General features: G+C 69.3%; 22 protein-coding genes. 9 read left to right on the plus strand and 13 right to left on the minus strand.

The window, feature by feature from the left end:
- Window positions 1-103 precede the first annotated feature (103 nt).
- The 4 genes from GZ64_RS0116450 to GZ64_RS0116465 all read right to left on the minus strand — a co-directional run bounded on the left by GZ64_RS0116450 (window position 104) and on the right by GZ64_RS0116465 (window position 4,673).
- Window positions 104-1,000: a sugar phosphate isomerase/epimerase family protein gene (locus GZ64_RS0116450; RefSeq protein ID WP_051668139.1), complete on the minus strand. Its 897-nt coding sequence runs from the start codon at window positions 998-1,000 to the stop codon at window positions 104-106.
- Window positions 997-2,274 (minus strand): dihydrodipicolinate synthase family protein, encoded by a 1,278-nt coding sequence (locus GZ64_RS0116455; protein ID WP_029267698.1) that lies wholly within the window; start codon window positions 2,272-2,274, stop codon window positions 997-999. The genes GZ64_RS0116450 and GZ64_RS0116455 overlap by 4 nt, the downstream gene beginning before the upstream one ends.
- 7 nt (window positions 2,275-2,281) lie before the next feature.
- Complete coding sequence (locus tag GZ64_RS0116460) at window positions 2,282-3,445, minus strand: Gfo/Idh/MocA family protein (protein ID WP_029259868.1); 1,164 nt, start codon at window positions 3,443-3,445, stop codon at window positions 2,282-2,284.
- Between the two features lie 271 nt (window positions 3,446-3,716).
- Window positions 3,717-4,673 carry a LacI family DNA-binding transcriptional regulator gene (locus GZ64_RS0116465; protein WP_029267700.1) on the minus strand — a complete coding sequence of 319 codons (957 nt, stop codon included), beginning with the start codon at window positions 4,671-4,673 and terminating at the stop codon, window positions 3,717-3,719.
- A 205-nt stretch (window positions 4,674-4,878) separates the two neighbouring features.
- On the opposite strand from GZ64_RS0116465, the gene galT reads away from it, so the two are divergent.
- The 3 genes from galT to galE are packed head-to-tail and all read left to right on the plus strand — an operon-like array spanning window position 4,879 to window position 8,301.
- Entirely contained in the window at window positions 4,879-6,081 is a 1,203-nt protein-coding gene (gene galT, locus GZ64_RS0116470) for a galactose-1-phosphate uridylyltransferase (RefSeq protein ID WP_029259866.1), read from the plus strand.
- Complete coding sequence (gene galK, locus GZ64_RS0116475) at window positions 6,078-7,271, plus strand: galactokinase (protein WP_029267702.1); 1,194 nt, start codon at window positions 6,078-6,080, stop codon at window positions 7,269-7,271. The genes galT and galK overlap by 4 nt, the downstream gene beginning before the upstream one ends.
- 49 nt (window positions 7,272-7,320) lie before the next feature.
- Complete coding sequence (galE, locus tag GZ64_RS0116480) at window positions 7,321-8,301, plus strand: UDP-glucose 4-epimerase GalE (RefSeq protein WP_029267704.1); 981 nt, start codon at window positions 7,321-7,323, stop codon at window positions 8,299-8,301.
- A gap of 3 nt (window positions 8,302-8,304) precedes the next feature.
- Here galE and GZ64_RS0116485 read toward each other — a convergent pair whose 3' ends face one another.
- The 4 genes from GZ64_RS0116485 to GZ64_RS19540 form a co-directional block, all read right to left on the minus strand.
- Window positions 8,305-9,642 carry an MFS transporter gene (locus GZ64_RS0116485; protein ID WP_029267706.1) on the minus strand — a complete coding sequence of 446 codons (1,338 nt, stop codon included), beginning with the start codon at window positions 9,640-9,642 and terminating at the stop codon, window positions 8,305-8,307.
- The gene (locus GZ64_RS0116490; RefSeq protein ID WP_029267708.1) at window positions 9,639-10,586 is read right to left on the minus strand and encodes a polysaccharide deacetylase family protein; all 948 of its coding nucleotides are present in this window, start codon (window positions 10,584-10,586) and stop codon (window positions 9,639-9,641) included. Before GZ64_RS0116490 ends, GZ64_RS0116485 begins: the two co-directional genes overlap by 4 nt.
- A gap of 89 nt (window positions 10,587-10,675) precedes the next feature.
- A complete protein-coding gene (locus GZ64_RS0116495) occupies window positions 10,676-11,824 on the minus strand; it encodes an ROK family transcriptional regulator (protein WP_029267709.1) in 1,149 nt (382 codons plus the stop codon).
- A 265-nt stretch (window positions 11,825-12,089) separates the two neighbouring features.
- Window positions 12,090-13,622, minus strand: coding sequence for an HNH endonuclease signature motif containing protein (locus GZ64_RS19540; RefSeq protein ID WP_051668141.1), 1,533 nt, complete (start codon window positions 13,620-13,622; stop codon window positions 12,090-12,092).
- Window positions 13,623-14,382: 760 nt separating this feature from the next.
- Between GZ64_RS19540 and GZ64_RS0116510 the strand changes: the two genes are divergently transcribed.
- Both GZ64_RS0116510 and GZ64_RS0116515 read left to right on the plus strand, forming a co-directional pair.
- Window positions 14,383-15,162: a M23 family metallopeptidase gene (locus GZ64_RS0116510; protein WP_051668143.1), complete on the plus strand. Its 780-nt coding sequence runs from the start codon at window positions 14,383-14,385 to the stop codon at window positions 15,160-15,162.
- Window positions 15,163-15,215: 53 nt separating this feature from the next.
- Entirely contained in the window at window positions 15,216-15,740 is a 525-nt protein-coding gene (locus GZ64_RS0116515) for a GNAT family N-acetyltransferase (protein WP_029267716.1), read from the plus strand.
- A gap of 80 nt (window positions 15,741-15,820) precedes the next feature.
- On the opposite strand, the gene GZ64_RS0116520 is transcribed toward GZ64_RS0116515, so the two are convergent.
- Window positions 15,821-17,272 (minus strand): gamma-aminobutyraldehyde dehydrogenase, encoded by a 1,452-nt coding sequence (locus GZ64_RS0116520; RefSeq protein WP_029267717.1) that lies wholly within the window; start codon window positions 17,270-17,272, stop codon window positions 15,821-15,823.
- 99 nt (window positions 17,273-17,371) lie between these two features.
- On the opposite strand from GZ64_RS0116520, the gene GZ64_RS0116525 reads away from it, so the two are divergent.
- Genes GZ64_RS0116525 through GZ64_RS0116535 form a run of 3 tightly spaced genes read left to right on the plus strand, consistent with a single transcriptional unit; the run spans window position 17,372 to window position 19,636 of the window.
- Window positions 17,372-17,839, plus strand: a complete 468-nt coding sequence (locus GZ64_RS0116525) for an Lrp/AsnC family transcriptional regulator (RefSeq protein WP_021200288.1) — start codon at window positions 17,372-17,374, stop codon at window positions 17,837-17,839.
- A gap of 49 nt (window positions 17,840-17,888) precedes the next feature.
- Window positions 17,889-19,292 (plus strand): NAD(P)/FAD-dependent oxidoreductase, encoded by a 1,404-nt coding sequence (locus GZ64_RS0116530; protein WP_029267720.1) that lies wholly within the window; start codon window positions 17,889-17,891, stop codon window positions 19,290-19,292.
- On the plus strand, window positions 19,289-19,636 hold the full coding sequence (locus tag GZ64_RS0116535; RefSeq protein ID WP_021200290.1) for a cupin domain-containing protein: 348 nt from the start codon (window positions 19,289-19,291) through the stop codon (window positions 19,634-19,636). Before GZ64_RS0116530 ends, GZ64_RS0116535 begins: the two co-directional genes overlap by 4 nt.
- Before the next feature lie 72 nt (window positions 19,637-19,708).
- Here GZ64_RS0116535 and GZ64_RS0116540 read toward each other — a convergent pair whose 3' ends face one another.
- The 3 genes from GZ64_RS0116540 to GZ64_RS0116550 are packed head-to-tail and all read right to left on the minus strand — an operon-like array spanning window position 19,709 to window position 23,291.
- The gene (locus GZ64_RS0116540; protein WP_051668145.1) at window positions 19,709-20,446 is read right to left on the minus strand and encodes a phosphatase PAP2 family protein; all 738 of its coding nucleotides are present in this window, start codon (window positions 20,444-20,446) and stop codon (window positions 19,709-19,711) included.
- The gene (locus GZ64_RS0116545; protein ID WP_029267724.1) at window positions 20,443-21,954 is read right to left on the minus strand and encodes a carboxylesterase/lipase family protein; all 1,512 of its coding nucleotides are present in this window, start codon (window positions 21,952-21,954) and stop codon (window positions 20,443-20,445) included. The genes GZ64_RS0116540 and GZ64_RS0116545 overlap by 4 nt, the downstream gene beginning before the upstream one ends.
- A gap of 29 nt (window positions 21,955-21,983) precedes the next feature.
- Window positions 21,984-23,291: an MFS transporter gene (locus tag GZ64_RS0116550; protein ID WP_021200293.1), complete on the minus strand. Its 1,308-nt coding sequence runs from the start codon at window positions 23,289-23,291 to the stop codon at window positions 21,984-21,986.
- A gap of 159 nt (window positions 23,292-23,450) precedes the next feature.
- On the opposite strand from GZ64_RS0116550, the gene GZ64_RS0116555 reads away from it, so the two are divergent.
- Entirely contained in the window at window positions 23,451-24,020 is a 570-nt protein-coding gene (locus tag GZ64_RS0116555; protein WP_029267725.1) for a TetR/AcrR family transcriptional regulator, read from the plus strand.
- 9 nt (window positions 24,021-24,029) lie between these two features.
- Here the strand turns inward: GZ64_RS0116555 and GZ64_RS0116560 are convergent, their stop codons facing one another.
- On the minus strand, window positions 24,030-24,995 hold the full coding sequence (locus GZ64_RS0116560; RefSeq protein ID WP_036331750.1) for a DNA-methyltransferase: 966 nt from the start codon (window positions 24,993-24,995) through the stop codon (window positions 24,030-24,032).
- Window positions 24,996-25,015 lie beyond the last annotated feature (20 nt).

Raw genomic sequence — 25,015 nt, forward strand, 5'->3', positions numbered from 1 at the left:
CGGACGTCGGGTGGCTGCACGGCTGTCGGCCCGGATCCGCGGTCTTCTCCGTGCATCCGTGCATCCTCCTGAGAGGCGGTAAGAGACCGGTGTCCGAACACCTTCACGCGAGATGCGGAGAGACCGCGGCGGCGAACGTCTCGGCGGTGCGGCGCACCACGCTCTCGGGATCATCGGCCCAGATCTCGGCGTTGAAGATCTCGACCTCGATGTCGCGGTCGTACCCGGTCGCGACCACCGCGCGGGTGAGGGTGCCGAAATCGATCACGCCCTCGCCGGTGTAGTGCCGTGAGAGCAGCACGTCGGATGCGAGAGGCGTCTTCCAGTCGCACACCTGGTACGTGGCGATGCGTCCTTCACGACCGGCCCTCGCGATCTGCTCGAGCACCTGCGGGTCCCACCAGATGTGGAAGGTGTCGACGGCGGCGCCGACCACCTCCGGATCGAAGTCCCCGGCGATGTCGAGCGCCTGGCCGAGCGTCGAGACGACGGCGCGATCGGACGCGTACATCGGGTGCAGCGGTTCGATCGCGAGCGTCACACCGGCCGCCTTCGCCTCGGGAGCCAGCACACCGATCGCATCGCGCACGCGCTGCCGAGCCCCGATCAGGTCGCGCGATCCCGCGGGCAGGCCGCCCACGACCAGGACGAGCACAGCGGTCGAGCCCTCGGCACCGGCCGCGGCCAGCGTCGCGGTCTCCTCGATCGCCCGGCGGTTGTCGTCCAGCGCCGCCGCCCGCTCCGCCCCGTCCGGCAGCGTGAAGAACCCACCACGGCAGTGCGTCGAGAAGCGCAGGCCCGAGGCGCCGAGCATGCGGGCCGCGACGTCGAGGCCGACGTCGTTCACCGGCTCACGCCACAGTCCGATCGCCTCCACACCCGCGGCCGTCGTGACCCGCAGGGCCGTCGCGAGGTCGGCATGCTTGATGGTCGCCTGATTGATCGACAGGCGCGGGTCCGGGGCCGGCGCCTGGGCCTGGGCCGGGGAGGGGAGGCTCATGCGTCCACGCCGTTCAGACGCAGCATGCCGTGCCACCGCTCGCGGGCGAGGTCGGGCTGCTCCAGCGCCAGGGAGGCGTTGGCGAGCTCGATGATCCGGCTCAGGTGCGGCAGGCTGCGCGCGGAGTGCAGCCCGCCCACCATCTGAAAACCGGGCTGATGGCCGTTCATCCACGAAAGGAAGGCGACGCCCGTCTTGTAGTAGAACGTGGGAGTCGCGAAGACCTGCCTGCTCAGTTCCTCGGTCGGTCCGAGGATGCGCCGATACCGTTCCGGGTCGCCGGCGTCGAGTGCCTGGATCGCCGCCGACGCGACCGGGGTGATCGCAGCGAAGGCGCCGAGCAGGGCGTCGGAGTGCGTGCGCACGCCCGCTGCGTCCCCCGTGTCTTCCCCGAGTGCACGACCTGTCGCCGAGTGCACGCCCTGTTCACGCGAGGGAGCCGTCTGCTCGGCGAGATCGCGTGCAGTCGACGAGCCCGCCGCGGCACCTCCGATCAGGCTCACGTAGTTGAAGTCGTCGCCCGTGAACATCCGGACGCCCTCGGGGAGACGATCGCGTACCGAGACCTCGGACTCGGCGTTCAACAGGCTCATCTTGACTCCCGCCACCTTGTCCGGATTCTCGGCGATGATCTCCAGGAGCACGTCCGACGCCGCCTGCCAGTCGTCCGCGCCGAAGTAGCCCGCGAGCTCGGGATCGAACGCCGCACCGAGCCAATGCAGCACGACCGGAGTGGTCGCACGCGAGAGGACCTCTCGATACACACGCCGGTAGTCGTCCGCGTCCGTCGCGGCACGGGCCAGGTGACGGGAGGCCATGAGCACGGGGCCGGCGCCCTGCTCCTCGGTGAAGTGCAGTTGCTCGAGGTAGGCGGAGGTGAGCTGGTCGAGCGAGATGTGCGGTTCGGCGATGTGGTCGGTGTTGACACCCACCACGACGGATCCGCCCTCCTCACGGGCGACCTCGGCGCTGCGGGCGATCAGCTCGCGGGTGGCAGCGGCGTCCAACCCCATGTTCCGCTGCGCGGTGTCCATGGCATCGGCGACGCCGAGACCCCACGAGTACACGTTGCGGCGGAACGCGAGCGTGGCGTCCCAGTCGATGTCGGCCGGCTGCCCGGGAGTGTTGTCGGCGTGCACCTTCGGCACGACGTGTGCGGCGGCATACGCGACGCGGCTCTGCAGCGGGCCGGTCGGGCGCGTGTAGGTGCCGGAGTCATTGAGGGCGACGTCAGCGACATCGCCGTTCGCGCGGAGGAGGCGCAGGGTGCTCATGCTCACCTCAGTCCAGCGTCAGCTGCGACAGGGCGATCTTGCGACCCTCGGCGCTGGAGGTCAGACCGGCCTCGGCGAACTGCACGCCGCGCGCGCCCGCGAGCAGGTCGAACGGGTAGTCGGTGCCTTCGACGTACGAGACCAGGTACTCCTGCCATTGCTGGCGGAACCCGTTGAGGAACACGTCGTTGGTGGGTACGTTCTGCCAGTCGGCGTCGTAGTCGCGGGTGTCTTCCAGATCCGGGTTCCACACCGGCTTCGGCGTGGCATCACGCGGCTGGATCTTCGCCCCGAACAGTCCGACGACGGCGGAGCCATGCGTGCCGTCGACCTGGAACTCGACGAGCTCGTCCCGGTTCACCCGCACGGTCCACGAGGAGTTGATCTCCGCGATCACGCCCCCCTCGAGCTCGAAGATGCCGTAGGCCGCGTCCTCAGCGGTCGCGGTGTAATGCTCGCCCTTCTCATCCCAACGGTCGGCGATGTGCACCGCCGCCTGCGCGTAGACGCTCTCGACCTCGCCGAACAGGTTCTCGAGCACGTAGTTCCAGTGCGGGAACATGTCGGTGATGATCCCTCCGCCGTCTTCCGTGCGGTAGTTCCAGCTCGGGCGCTGCGCGGGCTGCCAGTCGCCCTCGAAGACCCAGTAACCGAACTCGCCACGCACCGAGAGGATGCGCCCGAAGAAGCCGGAGTCGATCAGACGCTTGAGCTTCTGAAGTCCGGGGAGGTAGAGCTTGTCATGCACGACGCCGGTCTTCACTCCCGCCCGGTCGGCGAGGCGGGCGAGGTCGAGCGCCTCGTCGAGCGATTCGGCGGTGGGCTTCTCGGTGTAGATCGCCTTTCCGGCCGCGATGGCCTTGCGGATAGCCGTGGCCCGGGCCTTGGTCACCAGGAAGTCCGCGTAGATCTCCCACCGCGGGTCGGCGAGGGCAGCGTCGAGGTCGGTCGTCCAGTCGTCGATCCCGTGCTTCGCGGCGAGTTCGGCGAGCTTGGCCTCGCTGCGGCCGACGAGGATCGGCTTCACCGTGATCTTCGAACCGTCGGGGAGCTCGATACCGCCCTCGTCACGGATCGCGAGGATCGAGCGCACCAGGTGCTGCCGGTACCCCATGCGTCCGGAGACGCCGTTCATGATGATCCCGATCTCGCGGGTGTTCGCCTGTGCCATGGTGTTCCGTTCCTGTCGCGGGACGCTGTCGTGCTTTCACCGAGGCAGTGGGAAAGCGCTTTCCGAGATCATGGCATGAGATGAGCGACGATCGCAACCATGGGTGGGGATCCCACGATCGGCCCGCCGGGAGGCAGACGATTGCGCACGGCGGACGCTGCAGCGTGCGCGGCAGCCGCGTCGTACGATTCGACGCACAGGACGGCCGACCGATTCGACGCGCAGGGCCGCCGACCGGTTCGCTGCGCGGGGCGGCCGGCCCGCACGGGAATCAGCGCGACGCGGTAGTGGCGCGCTCGACGAGTGCCGTCGGGATGACTCCGGATCCCTCTGCGGGCGCAGCGCCTTCGATCGCGTCCACCAGCGCTGACACCGCACGCTGGGCGAGCGCGGCGAAGTCCTGCCGGATCGTGGTCAGCGGCGGGCGGTAGTTCGCGGCGTCCGGCACATCATCGAAACCGATCACGCCGACGTCTTCCGGCACCCGACGGCCGTAGTCGGACAGCGCCCGCAGCAGCCCGAGCGCCATCTGATCGTTGGCGCAGAAGACGGCGGATGCCGTGCGCAGTTCCGCGCCGGCGGCGTACCCCGAGTCAGCGCTCCAGTCACCGCGGACGACGGCGGGCGGACGGACGCCGGCGGAGACGAGCGTCTCCCGCCATCCGCGTTCTCTCTCGGCCGCCGCGAAGGAGTCGGCTGGACCGGCGAGATGATGCACCCCGTCTCCCCCGAGGGCGAGAAGCCGGCGTGTGGCTGCGGCGGCGCCGCCCGCGTGATCGCTGTGCACCGACGTGAACCCGTCCTCGCTCGGGGCGTCGACGACCACGAGGTGCAGCCCGGCAGGCCGCTGCGCGTCGGAGACCAGGGCCGATGCCTCGTTCAGGACGATCGCACCGTCGACCTCCTGCTCCGCGAGCCGATCGAACGCGTCAGCGACGCCGCGGGTGGCGGTCACGAGGGTCACCGCGTACCCCCGTTCCGCCGCAGCTTCGGCCGTGGCCTGCAACATCCGGGAGTTGCCGACGGTGGCGAGGGTGGTGACGACGAGTCCGATCGTCTGCGAGCGCCCGGTGCGCAGAGCTCGGGCCGCGCGGTGGGGGCGATAACCGAGCTCCGCCATCGCGTGCTCGACGCGGGCACGGGTGTCGGGGTCGACGCGGGGGCTGCCGTTGACGACCCGCGAGACAGTCTGTCCCGAGACACCGGCACGGGCAGCGACCATGGCCATGGACACCCGTCCGGACGGGGGATTCCGACGATTCGACCCCGATCCGTCGACGCGGTCGCGTCTGCTCTGCCCCACCTCATCCTCCATCCGCTACGACGTCGCGCCGGCCCCGCCTTCTATCTCAGAGGCGTGCGATCTGCCTCAGAGGCGTGCGCGCAACTCCGTCATGTTGACGTTACCACGGCGCTGTGCGTACCATGTTGACGTGAACACGGACGATCTTCCTGAGTTGCGCACCGAGACTCTCGGCGCCGGCGTCGTCAGACGCGCCACCACCCTCGCCGACGGCCGCGACCTCATCTACTACGACGATCCCGGCACCGCGCTGGGCGCCGACCGAGCCGTCGACGCGCGCGCCCTCGACCCCCGCCCGGAGACCGCGACGATGCGTCTCGACGTGCTCACCGGCGACTGGATCACGGTCGCCGCGAACCGACAGAACCGCGTGATGATGCCCGGCGCCGACGCCGACCCGCTGGCCCCGCAGACACCCGGAAACCCCTCCGAGGTGCCCTCGCGGTACGACGTCGCCGTGTTCGAGAACCGCTCGCCCGCGTTCGGACCCGCCCTGGCCGCAGCGACGGGCGCCGCACCCCGGGCGTCGAACGCTCCTCGCGGGCTCGACGACCTCGCGGCCCTCGGCCTCGGCCGCACGCGCACCGCCGTCGGCCGCTGCGAGGTCGTCTGCTTCAGCCCCGAGCATGCCGGATCCTTCGGTACACAGACCGTCACCCGGGCGCGTACCGTGATCGAGGCATGGGCCGACCGCACCGCCGCACTCTCGCAGCTGCCCGGCATCGAGCAGATCTTCCCGTTCGAGAACCGGGGCGAGGCGATCGGCGTGACCCTGCCGCACCCGCACGGGCAGATCTACGCCTACCCGTATGTGACCCCGCGCACCACCCGCGTGCTGGAGGCGATCGGCCGCACCGCCCCCGACCTGTTCCAGCACATCCTCGAGTCCGAGCAGGCGTCCGAGCGCGTGGTGTTCCGCGGCGAGCACTGGACCGCCTTCGTGCCGTTCGCCGCACGCTGGCCACTCGAGGTGCACCTGATGCCGCACCGCCATGTGCCCGACTTCGCCGAGACCACTGAAGCCGAGCGTGACGAGCTCGCCCCGCTCTACCTGCGGCTGCTGCGCGGCGTCGATGCCCTCTACGACTCCCCGACGCCCTACATCGCCGCGTGGCACCAGGCCCCCGTGCACGTCGGGCGCGACACCGTGCGCCTGCACCTTCAACTCACGAGCCCGCGCCGTGCCGCCGACAAGCTGAAATTCCTCGCCGGCTCGGAAGCGGCGATGTGGGCCTGGGCCGCCGAAGTGCCTCCGGAAGTCGGTGCCGCACGCCTCCGCGAAGCGATCGAGCGCGCCTCGCACGACCAGCCCGACACCGGAGATTCTGCATGACCGCCGCACACGACGATGCCCTCGCCCTCTTCACCCGCCTGACCGGGCGTGAACCCGACGGAGTCTGGTCGGCGCCCGGGCGCGTGAACCTCATCGGCGAGCACACCGACTACAACGACGGGTTCGTGCTGCCGTTCGCCATCCCGCAGCGCACGGTGGCCGCGGTCGGTCGGCGCGATGACGACCGCGGTCGCGTCCTGGTCGGCTCCACATTCGCCGAAGAACCGGTCGAGGTCGCCCTCGACGAGCTCGACCGGCTCTTCCCCACTGCACCCGGCTCGCATCCGGCCGTCCCGGAGTGGGCCGCCTACCCGCTCGGGGTCGCCTGGGCGCTCGGTCAGGCGGCCGCCGAGCGCGGACCGTTCGGCGGGATGGACATCGCCATCGCCTCCGACGTGCCCGTGGGCGCCGGGCTCTCGTCCTCGGCCGCGATCGAGGGGGCGACATCCTCCGCCTTGAACGACCTGTGGGGCACCGGGTTCGACGGAACGGCCCTCGCCCGCATCGGACGACGGGCCGAGAACGAAGCCGTCGGCGCCCCCACAGGGATCATGGACCAGATGGCGTCGATGCTCGGCCGGCCCGACACCGCGATCTTCCTCGACTGCCGCACACTGGAGACCCGGCTCGTGCCTCTCGGCGTCGCCGAGGCAGGCCTCGCGGTCCTCGTGATCGACACCCGTGTGAAGCACGCCCACTCCACCGGCGGCTACCGCGAACGCCGGGCCTCGTGCGAACTCGGCGCCTCGATCATGGGAGTGCCTGCGCTGCGCGACATCTCGATCGACGACCTGCCGCGCGCTCAGAAGCTGATGGACGAGGTCACCTTCCGGCGCGTGCGTCACATCGTGACCGAGAACCAGCGGGTCCTCGACACCGTGCGGGTGTTGCGCGAGCAGGGCGTCCGAGCGATCGGCGACCTCCTGGTCGCCTCGCACGCATCGATGCGCGACGACTTCGAGATCTCGACCCCCGAACTGGACACCGCTGTCGACACCGCTCTGAGCGCCGGCGCCCTCGGTGCACGGATGACCGGCGGTGGGTTCGGAGGTGCCGCGATCGCCCTCGTCGAGCAGGCTGCCGTCGCATCGGTGTCGGATGCCGTGAACGCCGACTTCGCGAAGTCCCGGTTCGCGCCGCCCCTCCTGTTCACGGTCACCCCGTCGGCCGGCCCCCGCCGCGACGCCTGACAGAATGATCCATCGGGCCGCGACGACTCCGCGGCAGGAGAGGAATGCAATGTCCTGGATAGTCACCGGAGGCGCCGGCTACATCGGCGCCCACGTCGTCCGCGCTCTCGCGGATGCCGGGCTCACCCCGGTCGTGCTCGATGACCTGTCCAGCGGCGTCGAGTCCTTCGTGCCCGAGGGCGTGACATTCGTGCGGGGCAGCATCCTGGACCGTGAGCTGGTCGAGAAGACGCTGCGCGACCACGGTTCCGAGGGCGTGATCCACGTCGCGGGCTTCAAGTACGCCGGCGTCTCGATGCACCGCCCCCTGCACACCTACGCGCAGAACGTCGAGGGCACGCGGGTGATCCTCGAGGCCATGGAGGCCGCGGGAGTCTCGAACATCGTCTTCTCCTCCTCCGCCGCCGTGTTCGGCACGCCCGATGTGGCCCTCGTCGTGGAAGACACCGCCAAGAAGCCGGCCAGTCCCTACGGCGAGTCGAAGCTCATCGGCGAATGGTTGCTGCGCGACCAGGCGATCGCGACGGCGGAATCCGAGCGGCCCCTGCGACACACCTCTCTGCGGTACTTCAACGTGGTGGGCTCCGCCGATCCGACGGTCTACGACGTCAGCCCGCACAACCTCTTCCCGATCGTGTTCGAGGCGCTGCTGGCCGGGAAGACGCCCCGCATCAACGGCGACGACTACGCCACGGAAGACGGGACGAACGTGCGCGACTACGTGCACGTCGGCGACATCGCGGCCGCCCACGTCGCGGCCGCGCAGCGTCTGTCCGACGGACGTCCGATCGAAGCCGCCTACAACCTCGGCTCCGGTGACGGACTGAGTGTGAAGCAGATCATGGATGCCGTCGCCCGCGTGACCGGCATCGACTTCACACCCGAGATCGGCCCGCGCCGCCCCGGTGACCCCGACCGCATCGTCGCGACCGGTGAGCTCGCAGCCCGCGACCTCGACTGGACCATGCGGTACTCGGTCGACGAGATGGTGCGCACGGGGTGGGAAGCGCGGCAGGCCGCTCGCCCCTGACGGTCAGAGGTCGCGGGAGCGGATCGGGTACGCCCAGAAGCAGAGCCAGGCGAGGGCGGTGAACCCGAGCGGGATCACTGCGAGCATCAGCCGGATGCCGCCGTCGACGCTGTCGGGCTGCGTGTCACCGAGGGCGGCGTCGAAGCCGGAGGCCGTGAGCACCACGGCAGCGACGATCGCCTGCAGCACCACCGAGCCGCGCACCACGAACCCGTTCACCCCGAAGTAGGCGCCTTCGCGACGGTGACCGGTGCGCACGGCATCGTCGTCGATGATCTGCGCGAGCATGACCTCGAGCAACTGCAGCAGGCCCCCGACCCCCACGCCGACCGCGATCCCGACCAGCGCCGCGCCGATCACGTTCGACGGCGCGAGGTAGCCGAGCACGGACACCCCGAACACCGCGACGCTCCACAGCACAGCGGTGCGGGGGGAGGTGCGGCGGACGACCGCGCTCCACAGCATGATCGACGGGATCGCGGTGGCGAAGATGGCACCGAGCAGCAGGCTGCCCTGCCCCTCCGGCGCATGCAGGGAGTAGCGCACGTAGAAGGGGATCGCGGCGAGGATCACCGCGATCGAGGTCTGCACGAACAGCGAACCGAGCACATACGGAACGAACGCCCGGTTGCGGAACGTGTACTTCAGCTGGTCTGCCCAGCGCATCGCTTCCGACGATGCCGTCGACTCCGCATCCGGAAGCCGGCGCTCGATCATCCCGCCGAAGAACGACCAGACGAGCAGCACCAGGCAGACGGCGCCGAGAACCAAGGCCATTCCTGGCCACCCGATCGCGCTGTACAGCGCAGGGGCGCCCGCGGTGCCCAGGACCATGCCGAAGATCGCGAAGATCTGTCGCGGCACGTTGCCGCGGGCGCGTTCCTCCGTGGTGCGGAACATCTCGGGGAACAGTGCCGAGATGTTCAGCACCACCACGACGAACGCGATGTCGTACACCGCCACGACGACCAGGAACCAGGTGATGAGGCCGGCGACGGGGAGCTCCGGCGGCATCCAGACCAGCGCGAATGCGACGACCAGCGGCACGATGCCCAGGCCGATCCACGGGATGCGCCGGCCCCACGGAGTGCGCAGTCGGTCGGAGATCGTGCCGACGACGGGGTTGAGCACGGCGTTCAGGATGCCGTGAGCGATCATCGCGACCGCCACCCACGTGGCCGGTACGGCGAGGTGCGAGACGTAGAAGTACACGACGAAGGCCGAGAACGTCTGCGCCATCAGCTGCGTCGGGAAGCCCGAGGCTCCGAAGGCGATCGCCTGCGACCTGCTCGGGGCCGCGTCGAGGCGTCGGTCGCGCACCCGATCGCCCAGGGAGGTCACCGCACCTCTCCCCGCTGCAGGTCGCGTCCCCGCTGCAGGTCGCGCAGGTCGCGCCAGCCGATGCGCACGAGCCCCTCATCGTCGATGGCCTGCCGGACCGCGGGGTCCTTCAGCAGACGAAGCTCATATCCGCGCTTCGTCGCGCTGAAGTCCACGGCGGCGCGGAGCTCATCGTCGTCGACCATCGGATGGAGGTAGATCTCCGTGACCCCTGCCGGCACCGCGCGCAACAGCGCGATGAAGCCGTCACGCATCTGCGCGTACGTCTCCTCGTCCGGCGTGCCTTCACGCAGCAGCTCGAACGGGTGCGACCAGAGCCGGTCGATGATCTCGACGCCGGAAACATCGGCGGCCGCTGCCGCGGCATCGAGTTGAGACTGGAGCGCGGAGTCCTCGCCCACGCCGTCCATGCTGCGGGGCAGCCGGAACGGGAGGCCGTGGCGTGCAGCGAGCTCGAACACCGGCTGGAGGAAGCCGCGTCCGGTCACGAGTCCGTAGACCGAACCCATGTGATTGTCGAGATGCGTCACATCGACGCCGGCATCGAGCGCGGCCTGCACCTGAGCGGCGAGTTCGGCAGCGACGTCGTCGGCGGCGGCGTTCCGCTCGACGGAGAGTACATCGGTCGGGAAGAAGCCCGCATCATCGACAAGGGTCGTGGCGGTGCCGGTGAGCGGGCGCCACCGGTAGCGCGCCCATTCGCTGGTGAGCACGAGATGCACGCCGATATCGAGATCGGTGCGGGATGCGGCGAAGGCGAGGGCCTCCGGCGACCACGAGCACGGGACCATCACGGTCGACGAGTCGATGCTCCCGGATGTGAGCAGATCCATGATCGCGGTGTTCGCCGCGTGGCACATGCCGAAGTCGTCCGCATTGAGGATGATCGCCCGTGCGCCGGGCGGGAGGCCGAGTCGGTCGGCGAGATCGGACGGTGCGGTCATCGGGAGTCCTGTCGGGTGGTTCGAGCGACACTGCTCGGGCGGGCGATGTTCGGCGGGTGGTGTTCAGCAGGCGTTGGGGGGCGGGGTGTTCAGCGGGCGCTTTTGGGGGCGGGGGTGAGGATCCGGGTGAAGAGGTCGCCTCGGAGTGCGGCCGCAGCCTGGTCGACGGCGCCGATGAGCGGAGCCTCAGGCCCGAAGGAGGAGACGAGGAACCGCAGCGGGAGCTGCGCGTCATACTCGCCGGCGACGCGCTCGATGGCAGCGACGAGCACGGGATGAGCCGCCTTGCCACCGAGGACGAACGCCTCAGGGTCGAGCACCAGCCCGACGCTCCCGGCCACGAGAACGATGCGGCGGGCGACCTCGGAGATGATCTGGAGCGCTCCATCGTCTCCGAGGACTGCGGCCTCCAGATGATCGCTGAGAGATGCGGCGGGATCGCGACCGACGCCGAGCGCGAGGTCGCTGACGACTGCATCGCCCACGAGGGGAGCACCGATCGGGATGGGGGTCTGCGGCAGGTACATGACCTCACCGGCGACGCCGGAGAATCCACGGTGCAGCGCGCCGTCGATCACGATGCCCGCTCCGAGTCCGTCGTCGAGGAGCAACAGCGCGAAGCTGGTGAGGCTTCCTCCTCCGCCGCCGGTGAGTTCGGCGAGGGCCGCGAGGTTGACGTCGTTCTCGATGCGGACAGGACAGTCGAGGGCCGCGGCCAGTGCCGCACGGAAGGCGCCGCCGTCGGGACCGAGGTCGTCACGGATGCCTCCGTCAGCGGTGACGATGCCGGGCACCCCGACGACCGCGAGGTGCACGGCGCCCTTCGCCGCCTTCAACGAACGGCGGCACTCATCGACGAGCCCGACGATGTGGGCGACACGGTTCTCGGCGTCGGGGAACGGCGAGTGCGCCTCCGCCCGCACGATCCCGGTCGCGTCGACCAGCACGACGTGCGCCGCGTGGTGATCGACGTGCACGGCCGCGGCGAATCCGAGGCGCGGATGCAGGGCCACACGTCCGGCGGCGGGACCCCTCGTGTCCCGGTCCACTCCCGCAGGCGCGACTGCTCCGGCGTTCTCGAGCATCCGCAGCACCTGAGTCACAGCGGTACGCGACAACCCCGTGGCGGACATCAGCTCCGAGCGGGTCTGCGGGCCGCTGCGGGCGAGGGCCTCCAGGATCGCGCGGCCGTTGAGCGTGCGTAGCAGGCCCTGCGGTCCCGCGAGTGGTCTGGACATAGGTGTTCCGGAGGCGCCTCTCGTTTCGCGTACTTCACCCGGCTTCTGAGGCGGGCGCAGTGCCCGCCAGCATGCCACATCGCGTCGCACCAGTCGAGACTTCGCGCCGATTCCGGTGCCGGTGAGTGCCGTGGGGCAAGTCACGGTCACGGTCACGATCAGAGCCTCGAGTCGGCGCGGCTCGGCTCGGCTCGAAACGGCACGGTACGGCACGGCACGGCTCGAGTCGGCTCGGTGGCAACAATTCACACCCTGAGTGGTGGCGTCACACCCTGAGTGGTGCCGCGCTGCTGATGGCCGGCTCTCTGCGCCCGCCACCTCGGGATCGCCGCGTTCGCCACTGCCGGGTCGGGTCCCACCAGGCGGGGCCACGGATGTGCGGGATGCCGTGGCGCATGCGGATCTCCCATCCGCTGGTGCCAAGGGTGCGGTGGTGGTGCCAGCAGAGAGCGACGCCGTTGTCGGTGTGGGTGGGCCCGCCGCGCGCATGCTCTTGGACGTGGTGGATCTCGCACCACGTGGCGGGGACATGACAGCCGGGAATGAGGCATTCCCCGTCGCGGATGGCGATCGCGCGGCGTTGATGGGCGGTGAAGATCCGGTCGGTGGCGCCGATCCCGATGATGCGCCCGCCGGAGTCGAACATCACGCGCTGTATTCCGCCGGCGCAGGCGGTGTGCGCGGCGACCCGGATGGGAACGGGGGTGTCGATGCCGTCGATGTGGGCCCATCCGTTTCCCGTGGCGTAGTCGTCGGCAGCGACGGTCACGACCAGGGTCGGGGCGGCGCCTCCGAGGCGAGGCATGTCGTCATGGCGGGCGGCGATCCCGAGCGCGGCGGCGAGGATGTCGTGCTGCTTCTGCGCCCGAGATCGGGTGTCGACCATTCGGCCCGGATCACCGGATGGAAGGTCACCGTCGTCTGGCCCCGTGGGCTCGGTATCGCGACAGGGGGATTCTTCCGAGGGTCGGAACATCACTCCGGGGAGGGGAGGCCCGTCGACTTTCGGATTCAGGTGAGCGTCGAAGATGCGTTGCAGTTGTCCCGCGACTTCGGGCAGGAGCCCGCCTCGGACCGGGATGACCCCGTCTTTCGCCCGCCCCAAGACGATCCCCCGGGCGCGCATCGCGATGTCGTCCGCGGGTTCGGCGCCATCAGGATCGAGGTACTGCACGATGACCTGCGCCAGAATCCTCAAGTCCTCCGGCGTCGCCGCCGGCGCGGAGTCTCCTTCGACGCCCGCACCCGAATCCGCTCCTGGAACGTCCTGTGCACTCGCACCCGCGGCCGGGATCCCCCGCGAGTAGGCCGCCAGCTCCCCGTCCGCGAGCAACCGGTCTGCTGTCCCGACACGGATCCCGGCCTGTTCCACCGGCCCGATCGCGGCCAACAACCCGGCCACACCGAGGGCCCCGTCGAGTAGCGCCGCCCGCAGTTCGGGCCATCGCGCGGGCGAGCGGAACCCGGATGACAACTCCACCTCCCGGCGCACCGCCCGCGCCGCCTTCATCATCCGCCCTGCACCGGGCCCGTCCGTCCGCAGGACCCGCTGCAGCAACTCGCTCATCGTCCGGCACCCGAACTTCCCGCAGAATCCGGCCTCTCCCGACCCGGCGGGACGCCCATCGACCGACGCGACCGCCTCCACGACGACTGCCTCCGCCCGCCGCTGCACCTCACCCGCCACACGCAACAGGTCCATCTTCACCGCATCGGACATCACCGCCATCGCGTCAGAGTGCAACACGGCATCCAGGTCGGTCACCACCTGTTCGAGCACTTCCACGGGGTTGTTCATGGGTCGAGTCAACTCGGGGGTACCGACATTCCTTCCCGGATAAACCCCGATCAGAGCAATATTCCGGAACACGCGTAGAGCTCATGCGTCCTCCACGAACTCGCCCCGAATCCGTCTTTCCACATCTCAGGTAGAGGCGTGATGCTGCCACCCCCGAAGGTCCGACGCCGGAAGCAGAATCGGTACATGCGCATCGACACGACCCACACACAGAAGCCCATGAGCAAGAGCACCGATGACCGAGAGGCGAGTCGAATCATCCACCCTCGATTTGACGCTCGCGGTTTCGCGAATTAAATTACAGATCGGTAACGGTGGCATCCGGGGGGATCGACCGCCGCGCACGCCAGCCTCCCGGAAGGATCCCGTCACGAATTCCCTGCCACCCGAGCGCGATCACGACGCCTCGGAAGCTCCCACCGAAGTCCCTGACTCATCCCGACCGCTTTTGCGGCGTGACCTTCGACGCTCCGTTTCCGCGGACTCGCAGAGTCGCCGCCCGGCGAACACCGCCCATGCTGCTGCGGTACCGGAGACGACCCCGGAACCCGATCCGGCCGCCGCCTCCGCAGCAGTCACAGGGCCCACGCACGAAGCAGACACGGAACCCGCATCCTCTGCAACCCCCACATCCCCCGCGCCGGAGACAGTCCAGGCCGCACCCGACGCGGCTCCCCCTCGCGCACAGCCACTGCCACAGCCACAGCCACAGGCTCCCCACACCCCTCGCGCCTGGGATCCTCGCCTGCGCCCCCGCCACATGGCACTGAAGTCGACGCCGAAGACGGCCGCGACCTCTCGCGGCGAAGCCCGGCGACAGAAGCGCCAGTGGGCGAAGACCAAGGCGCTCGGCGCCACGCTGGCGATCGGCGTGATGATCACCGGGGCAGCGCTTCCCGCCCTCAACCCCGCGGGTGGCCCTGCCGCCGCCGCCAGCTCCAGCGTCTCGACCCTCGCCGATGGCACCGCGCAGTCCTACACGGCGAAGTCCGAGATCCGCGCTGTGATCGACCCACGGGGCAACTTCTCCGCGACCACGCCCGAGGAGATCAAGGAGACCCGTTCGCGCGCCGCCGCCGCAGCAGTCGCCGCCGGCATGCCGCTCTCGAGCGCGATGGACATCCCCCTCGCCGGACGCATCGTGATGCCGATGGCCGATGGGACCTACTCGTTCACCGACGGCTTCGGCGCCTCGCGGCCGGGACGTTCGCACCTCGGGCAGGACTTCGCCGCCCCGGTCGGCACACCGATCAATGCCGCCATGAAGGGCTGCGTCTCACGGTCCACGGAGAGCTACCAGGGCTACGGCGTGACGATCCAGATCGAGAGCATCGTCGACGGGCAGGCCGTGAGCACGGTCTACTCGCACATGACGTACGGAAGCCGTGCGGTCGAGGTCGGTGATTGCGTCGACGAGGGGCAGTACATCGGCGACGTCGGATCGACCGGCTACGTGTTCGGCTCCTGCCTGCACTTCGAGGTGCACATCAACACCGCGCCCGTCGACCCGCTGCCGTGGCTCAAGAAGAACGTGAGCTGATCGGCGTCGACCGCCCCCCTTCTCCCGTCTGCGGTTCACCGTAGGGTGGATGGATGAGCTCCCTGGAGATCCGCAACGCCCGCGCGGAGGACGCCGACGACATCGCCGGGGTGCATGTCCGCTCGTGGCAGGTCGCCTATCGCGGGCTCATCGACCAAGCCGTGCTCGACGGCCTCTCCATCGACGAGAGAGCTGTGGGCTGGCGTCGCACCCTCGCCGAACCGTTGCCGACGAGCCTCGGGACCGTCGTCGCCCTGCGCGACGACCGTATCGTCGGATGGGCTTCACTCGGCTCCGGACGCGACCCCGACGGGGTCGCCGACGGCGAGGTGTATGGCATCTACGCCGATCCCGCCGCCTGGTCTACGGGCGCGGGTCACGCCCTGTTGGAAGCCGCCGAACAGCGGATCGCCGAGGCCGGCCACAACCGCGCCTACCTCTGGGTCCTCGACGGCAACGAACGCGCCGATTCGTTCTACGCCCGCCACGGCTGGATCGAAGACGGCGCGATCAAGATCGAGGAACGCCCCCAGCTCACACTGCGCGAGCATCGTCGCGTGAAGCTGCTCGGCGCCTGACCTCGCACCTTCCGGCACCTCCGTCCTGCCTGACCTCGCGCCTTCCGGAACTTCCCGCCTTCCGGAACCTCGGGCGCCCCTCAGTCGAGAGCGCTCATGACGTGCTTGATGCGGGTGTAGTCGTCGAACCCGTATTGCGACAGGTCCTTGCCGTAGCCGGAGTGCTTGAACCCGCCGTGGGGCATGTCCGACACGAACGGGATGTGGGTGTTGATCCACACGCAGCCGAAGTCGAGGTCGCGAGAGAACCGCATCGCCCGGGCATGATCCGTGGTCCACACCGAGGCGGCGAGCGCGTAGGGCACGTCGTTCGCCATCCGCAGAGCCTCGTCGTCCTCCGAGAACGCCTGCACCGTGAGCACGGGTCCGAAGATCTCCCCCTGCACGACCTCGTCGTCCTGTCGTACTCCCGACACGATCGTGGGCTCCCAGAAGTACCCTCGATCGCCCTGGCGGCGTCCGCCGGTCTCGATCGTCGCGTGCGCGGGGAGCCGGTCGATGAATCCCTGCACCTGCGCGAGCTGCGCCGCACTGCTCAGGGGCCCGTACAGCACCCCCTCCTCGTCCGGGCCACCGGTGCGAGCGTGCGTCTTCGCCCGGGCGACCAGAGCGGCGACCAGCTCATCGTGCTTCGATTCGTGCACCAGCACCCTGGTGGCGGCAGTGCAGTCCTGTCCGCCGTTGAAGAAGGCACCGGTGATGATGCCCTCGACGGCCTTCTCGATCGACGCATCCGAGAACACGATCGCCGGAGCCTTGCCGCCCAGCTCGAGGTGCACCCGCTTGACGTCGTTCGCCGCTGAACGGGCCACGGCCATACCAGCCCGCACGGATCCGGTGATCGCCACCATCTGCGGCGTCGGGTGCTCGACCAGCGCGACACCGGTGTCCCGGTCGCCCAGGACGACGTTGAGCGTGCCGGCGGGAGTGTGCCGGGCAACGATCTCCGCGAGCAGCAGCGTGGTCAGTGGCGTGGACTCCGCGGGCTTCAGCACGACGGTGTTCCCGGCGGCCAGCGCGGGGGCGATCTTCCACACGGCCATGTTCAGCGGGTAGTTCCACGGCGTGACCTGACCGATCACGCCGACCGGCTCGCGCCGCACGAACGAGGTATGACCGGCGAGGTACTCCCCCGCTGCCCGACCCTCGAGGCTGCGTGCCGCCCCCGCGAAGAAGCGCAACTGGTCGACCGACTGCATGATCTCGTCGGCCACCAGGCTCGCGCGCGGCTTACCCGTGTCCTGCGATTCCAGGTCGGCGAACTCCTCCGCCCGCGCCTCCATCTCATCGGCGATGCGGAACAGCGCCAACTGGCGGTCGGCGGGCGTGGTATCGCGCCAGATCGGGAAGGCGGCGGATGCGGCGGCGTAGGCGGCATCGACGTCGACGGCGTCCGACACCGGGAGTTCCCCGTACGTCTCTTCGGTGACAGGATCGAGGAGCGGCATCCGCTCGGCACCACTCGCGTCGACGAAACGGCCGCCGATGAAGTTCTGCAGCGGCGCGGAGTTCTTCAGAAGATGACTGGGCATGGCGCCATCGTACCGACATCAGTACGGAATCTGAAGATCCAGCAATATGAAACAACTGAATCAGTTGCAGAGGGTGGGAATGACTGACAATATCGACACATGAGTACGAAGTCTTCCCAGCCTGCCCTTGATGACATCTCGAAGCGCATCGTCGAGCTGCTGCAGGAGGACGGGCGACGCCCCTACGCCGAGATCGCCCGCGAGGTCGGCCTCAGCGAGGCTGCGGCGCGCCAGCGGGTGCAGCGGATGACTGAAGCCGGGATCATCCAGATCGTCGCGGTCACCGACCCGATGCAGCTCGGCTTCCACCGTATGTCGATGATCGGAATCCGCGTCTCGGGCGATCCGCGAGAGATCGCCGAAGAACTCACCCGGATCCCCGAGCTGGCGTACGTCGTCGTCACGCTCGGCACGTTCGACATCCTCGTCGAGGCCGTGTGTGAGAACGACGAGCACCTGATCGACCTCATCGCGACCCGCATCCGCACCATCCCCGGCATCACCCACACCGAGAGCATGCTCTACGCCGGTCTCTACAAAGACCTCTACAACTGGGGCACGCGCTGACGCGCACCCCGCTCCCGTACCTCGCACCCGCACACCACGGAGAGAAACCATGGGCACCACCGTCTTCGAACGTCAGCAGCCGTCGCCGTCCGTCATCGACGACTCCCTCCGCGACACCGCGCTGCGGGTGTTCTGGCTCGACGACGTCGACCGGCCGACACATCCGCGGCTGAACGGCACGGTCCGCGCCGACCTCGCCATCGTCGGCGGCGGGTACGCCGGACTGTGGACGGCGGTGCGCGCCAAGGAGCGCGACCCCGAACGCCGCGTCGTGCTGCTCGAGGCCTCGCGCATCGCCTGGGCGGCCTCCGGCCGCAACGGCGGCTTCTGCGAGTCGAGCCTCACACACGGACACGAGAACGGCGTGAACCGCTGGCCGGAGGAGATCGACCGCCTCGAAGAGCTGGGACACGCGAACCTCGACGCCATCGGCGAGACCGTCGAGCACTACCGGATGGATGCGGAGTTCGAGCGCACCGGACAGCTGGCCGTCGCCATCGAGCCCCACCAGGTGGAGTGGTACCGCGATGAGCCGGGCTTCCTCGACCGCGCAGCGGTGCAGGCCGAGGTGCACTCCGAGACGTTCCTCGCCGGCGACTGGGACCGCGACGGCTGCGCGATGGTGCATCCGGCCAAGCTGGCTGTGGAGCTGGCCCGCGTGGCCGCCGACCTGGGCGTCGAGATCTACGAGCACAGTCTGGTCCGCGCCATCGAGGGCGACGGATCGGGACCGATCACGCTGGTCACTGCGAACGGCCGCGTGATCGCGGATGCCGTGGCGCTCGGGACGAACGTCTTCCCCTCGCTCCTCAAACGCAACCGCCTGATGACCGTGCCCGTGTACGACTACGTGCTGATGACCGAGCCGCTCTCCTCCGAGCAACTGGCCTCGATCGGCTGGTCGAACCGACAGGGGCTCGCCGACAGCGCGAACCAGTTCCACTACTACCGGCTCACGGGCGACAACCGCATCCTGTTCGGCGGCTACGACGCCATCTACCACTTCGGCGGCAAAGTGCGCGCGGAGTACGAGGACCGCATGGAGAGCCACCGCAAGCTCGCCTCGCACTTCTTCACGACCTTCCCGCAGCTGGAGGGCCTGCGCTTCACCCACCGCTGGGCCGGAGCGATCGACTCGTCGAGCCGCTTCTGCGCGTTCTTCGGCACCGCCCGCAAGGGCCGCGTGGCCTACGCGACCGGCTTCACCGGGCTCGGCGTCGGGGCCGCACGCTTCGCGGCCGACGTCATGCTCGACAAGCTGTCCGGTGAGGAGACCGAGCGCACCGCGCTGCGGATGGTGCGTGAGAAGCCCATCCCTTTCCCGCCCGAGCCTGCCGCCTCGATCGGCGTCAACCTCGTCCGCGCCGCGATGAACCAGGCCGATCACAACGAGGGCAGGCGCAACCTGTTCCTCAAGACGCTCGACGCCGTCGGCATGGGCTTCGACTCGTGAACGGTCTCGCCGCCGGGGCGGGACTGGATGCCGCAACCCTGCCTCTGGCACACGAGTCACTGCCTGCGGATGAGGTGCTCGCCGGCGCGCCCACGACCGCCGCGCAGGAACTCGCGACACTCGGCGGGACCGAGATCGGCGTCTGGGAGATGACCCCCGGCACCGCGACCGACACCGAGGCCGACGAGGTGTTCGTCGTGCTGTCGGGCCGCGCCACGATCGCGTTCGCCTCGTCCGGACTGCCTGACCTCGAGGTCGGTCCCGGCTCGGTCGTGCGCCTCGCCGAGGGCATGCGCACCACCTGGACCGTCACCGAGACCCTCCGCAAGATCTACATCACCTGACGCTCTTCGAATCGCGCGAAGGGCTGCTTCCCCGGGCGCGATGGAGCGTTCGCGCGATTCGAAGGCGAGAGATCAGCCTTTCCGAAGGAACCAGACGCGGCGCTCCTGATCGCGCCGCAGCCAGGGCAGGAACGCCCACCAGAGGAGGAGCGCGACCGCCGCCCCGCCGATCAGTCCGGCGCACGTGTCGGTGAACCAGTGCGCGTTGATGAGCGTGCGCTGCCACACCATGCCGACGGCCAGGAGCACTCCGAGCACGATCCAGACGCGGCGCGCCCAGACCGCGGATGCCGGGATCAGCGCGAGCACCGTGATGATGATCGCGGCCATGCTCACGGAATGTCCGGACGGGAACGAACCGTGGTCGACCTGCACGAGCGGTCCGAAGAGTCCACCGGCCGCATCTTCGGCCGGGCGCGGCCTGTCGACGAGGTTCTTCGTGAGCTGCGACAGCAGCCCTGGGCCGGCGAGCTGCACCGCGATCACGAACAGCGCGGAACGCCAACGCCCCATCAGCGACAGCACGAGCGGGAGGAGGATCATCATGAGCACCGCCCCAGGGAGCTGACCGAGATGCTGGAACATCTGCGCCAGCACGAAGCCGGGCAGCGTCGACTCCGGCCCGACCCCGACACCTCTGCGCCACAGGTCGTCGAGGCCCTGCGTCAACGGCGCATCGGGCGCTGCGAGCACGCCGACCGCGAGAGCCACGAACACCGCGAGCAGTCCGAGAGCGGTCCACAGCATCCACCGAGGGCGCGGCGAGGCCACCGGTCGGGTGGCATCCCCGACCGCGACAGCCGTGGTCACGACGGCGTTCCCAGCAGCGGCCGCACGGAAGCGTAGGCATCGGACATGTCGCGGGTCGGCACGTCGTAGACCCGCGCGATGCCCTTCGATCCCTGGTGACGCGGCCAACCGGGGTCTCCCCCGACGATGAACGCGACAGCGGCGCCGTGCACCTCGTCAGCCAGCTCTTGCGGCGGGTTCGGACCCGCGAGCGGCTCCATCGCCGGACCGTCGAGGCAGTCGAAGAAGAACGGCACATCGAGGCAGTGCTCGGCGAAGCCGAAGTGTCCGGACGGCCACGAGAAGCGGTACAGCCAGGTGGGAGCGGCGCCGCGGTCGGCGACGATCTTCAGCAGCGCCGAGCGGAACATCCGGTCCGTCAGCAGCCGACCGCCCACCCGGGCGTTGCCGAGTCCGGTGATGTCGGCGTTGGCGGCGAGGTACTGCCGACGCGCACTCTTCGGCAAGCCGAGCTTGTTCAACAGCAGCGACCTCGGCACCCAGCGCAGCTTCTTCTCGGAGCCTGCGAAGACCATCGTGAACTCGTCGTCGGTCGCACCGATCACGAGCGGCTTGTCGGCACCGACACCGGCGCGGAGGGCCTCACGCTTCGGGCGTGGCAGCAGGTCGCCGTCGACGGCCGGACCGAGCGGAAGGCCCTCTTCGACCACGCTCCCGAGCGAATCAGGACCGAGCTCGGTCGCCTTCTTCTGCAGTTCGAGGATGCGGTCCTCGGACAGCGTCGAGAACCCGGCCACGGTGGGCGCGACCCGGGCCGCTGCGGCGAGTCCGCGCCCGAAGGCCTCGGCGCGGGCCGGAGCCACGTCGGCGAGCGCACCGGAGATCGCGTACACGCCGTGGAACAGATGCTGCGCCTTCTCCATGCCGAGCAGGGTCAGCACGGCTCCTCCGCCGGCGGATTGCCCGGCGATCGTGACGCGCGACGGATCCCCGCCGAACTCAGCGATGTTCTGCTGCACCCACTCGAGGGCGAGCAGCCAGTCGCGCACGCCCCGGTTCGAGGGGGCATCCTCGATCCAGCCGAAGCCGTCGAAGCCCAGGCGGTAGGAGAGCGACACGGTCACGACGCCGTCACGGTTGAAGTTGCGGCCGTCGTACCAGGGACTCGCGGGTGAGCCGGCGAAGTATCCGCCGCCGTGGATCCAGACGAGAACGGGAAGACCGGCGCCCTGCGCGGCAGGGGTCGGGTCCGGCGTGAAGACGTTCACGTTGAGCGTCGAGTCGCCCTCGACGCTCGGTTCGGGGATGAGCGTCACCCCGGGGTCGCCGCGCTGGGCCGTGGCGGCGAACTCGAGCGCATCGCGTACTCCCTCCCACGGCGCTTTCGGCACGGGCGCCTGAAAACGCAGCGCGCCGATCGGCGCCTCCGCGAACGGGATGCCCAGGAACGCCGCCGACCGCGGATTCCCGCGCCCGCCCGTGGTCGGGCGCCAGCGGCCCCGCACCCGTCCGGCGGCCGTGGCCACCTCGACGAAGTCGGCGGTCGTCTCGAAGTCGGTATCCGTCATCACAGCATTCTCCTGCTCATTCCCGGTCATCAGCGCACTCCCTTGATCGGCGCGGTCGCGACGGCGGCGAGGATCACGAACACGATCGCGAAGACGAAGAGCATCGCGTAGCCGCCGACGGAGGTGATGATGACACCGCCGATGGCGGGACTCAACGCCTGCGGCACATTGGTCGCGACGTTGAGGATGCCGAGATCCTTGCCCGCCGAGACGCCCTCGTTCGGCAGCACCTCGGTCATGAGCGCCGCATCCACCGACATGTACAGGCCGAAACCGACGCCGTTGATGATGCTCATCAGGACCATGCCGGTCATGTTCGGCTGCAGCAGCGGCATCGCGAGGCCCGCGACCATCACGGCGGAGGCGGCGTAGATGAACACCTTGCGGCGCCCGACCCTGTCGCTCCACCACCCGGAGAGGGCGATCGCGATGAGCGTCGGGATGAAGGCCACGAGTGTGAGGGTGACGACGGCCCCCTGGGCATCCGCGAGCGGCAGGCCGATGTAGTCGGTGAGCATGTACAGCTGGTACGCGCTGACGACGAAGTAACCGAGGATCAGCAGGAACCGCGCGGCGAACGCCCAGGCGAAGTCCGGGTGACGGCGCGGGTCGATCCAGAATCCTCGGAAGAATGCACCCCAGCGGAACGCATCCACGGCCGCGTGCTTCGACGACCAGTCGCGGTTCACGAGTGCGAACAGCAGTGCCGCCACGATCACGGCACCGCCGAACACCGCGTAGCCGATGCCGATCTGCGCGGCGAAGGCACCGGCGAGCATGATGCCGACGGTCATGCCGACCTGCGTGCCGAGTCCGATCATCGCGCTCGCCCCGCCGCGCTTCGAACGCGGGAACCGATCGGCGGTGATCGCGGTCAGGGGCGCCTGGAAGAAGTTCAGCGCCACCTGGATGATCACCCAGAACACCGTGATCCAGAGGATGTCGGTCAGCGAGCCCAGCCCGAACAGGAAGATGCCGCCGATGATCGCGCCGAGCACCATCCACGGCACGCGGCGTCCGAAGCGCGAGCGCGTGCGGTCGCTCAACGCCCCCACGATCGGCTGCGCGAACAGCGTGAACACGAAGGAGATCGTGGTCACGACGGCGAGGTTGCCGACCTTGTTCGCCTCGTCGATCATCAGGATCTGGCTGGGAAGAAGGATCGCGATGAGTCCGCCGTAGGTGGCGAACAGCGTGAGGGAGGCGATCAGCAGGCTGGGCAGCAGCCGCCGGTTCGCCGGCGGACTCGCCGCCGGCTCCCCCGCTTCGGGCGGGACGGCGCGGATGGTGCCGGTCGGCGCCAGTTCGGCGGCGGGGTCGAGCGGGGACACGGACATGTCGGCTCCTCGTTGAGCGGAATGTTGAGCGGATCGGATCAATACCAAACGATGTTCGGTATTCACCCGACATGCTGACAGATCGTCTCCACCCTTCGCAAGTCATTCACGAACGTTGTTTGGCTTTTGTGATCTGGTCGTGACGGTTACCCTGGAGCCATGGCGACACGAGGGGCGTATGCGAAGGGTGTCGCCAAACGCGAGGAGATCCTCGAGGCCGCCCTCGCCGTCGTCGCGGAGCACGGATACCGCAGGGCCTCCGTACGCGAGATCGCGGATGCCGCCGGACTCAGCCCCGCGGGACTCCTGCACTACTTCGGCAGCAAGGAAGAGCTCTTCGTCGCGATCCTCCGCGCCAGAGACGACCGCGACGAGCAGGAATACGCGGGCGAAGACGCCTCCTCCGCGTTCCTCGCGGTCATGCGCCACAACACCTCGGTACCCGGTCTCGTGCAGCTGTACGCACAGCTGGCCGCCGAGGCCGGAGACCCCTCCCACCCCGCCCACGCCTATTTCCGCGAGCGCACCGAGCGGGTCGAGGCCTTCACCCGCGCCCAGGTCGCCGAAGACCAGAAAGCCGGACGGATGCGCGACGACCTCGACCCCGCCTGGGTGGTGCGTACTCTGCACGCCCTGGCCGACGGGCTCCAGGCCGCGTGGATGCTCGATCCGTCCCTCGACATGGCCGCCGAGATCGAGCAGTTCCTGGTGCTGCTGCGTCCGGCCTGACGACCCGCCTCAGTCGAGCGTCGTCGCGACGGCGTGCGGCATTCGGGCCCTCATGATCCGGACCGCCTCGGGGTTGTCGTCGACGAGCACGGCGTCGCGGCCGAGCGCCGAGGCGACAGCTCCCGTCGTGCCACTCCCCGCGAACAGATCGAGCACCCGGTCGCCGGGGCGACTCGACGCCGTGACGATACGCCGCAGGATCCCCTCGGGCTTCTGCGTGGGGTAGCCGGTCTTCTCCCGTCCGGTCGTCGGCACGATGGTGTGCCACCAGACGTCGGTGGGGAGTTTGCCGCGCGCGGCCTTCTCGGCCGTGACCAGCCCGGGCGCCATGTACGGCTCGCGGTCGACCTCGTCGGAGTTGAAGACATACTCCCGTGGGTTCTTCACGTAGACCAGGATCGTGTCGTGCTTGGTCGGCCAGCGGCTGCGCGACTTGGCACCGTAGTCGTAGGCCCAGATCAGCTCGTTGAGGAAGCAGTCGCGTCCGAAGACCGCGTCGAGCATGACCTTCGCGTAGTGCGCCTCGCGATAGTCGAGGTGCAGGTACAGAGTGCCGTCGTCGGCGAGCAGCCGCCAGGCCTCCTCGAGCCGCGGCATCAGGAAGGCGCCGTAATCGTCGAAGCGGTCGTCATAGGCACGCAGCATCCCGCGTACGCGCTCGTACGCATGGCCGTGGAAGCCGTGCCGCACCTCGGTCCCCGGCTCGGACTCGCCGGCACCCGGTGCAGAACTCAGGACGACCGGCTCCGTGTTCCCGGTTCGGACGGCTGCCGTGCCTGAATCCGCGCTCTCCTCCTGAGTCATGAACGTCCGCCGCGCAGTGACCACCTGCCGCTCCTGCGTGCGGCCGGTGTTGAACGGCGGATCGAGGTACACCAGGCTGAAGGACCCGGAGGGCAGGGTCGCCGCGACGGCGAGGTTGTCGCCCTCGACGATCGTCACCGCCCCCGGCACGACCGGCGCGATCACCGGCATGACGTCAGGCGCCGCGCCCT

Source organism: Microbacterium sp. Cr-K32, from assembly GCF_000708345.1.
Lineage (GTDB): Bacteria > Actinomycetota > Actinomycetes > Actinomycetales > Microbacteriaceae > Microbacterium > Microbacterium maritypicum_A.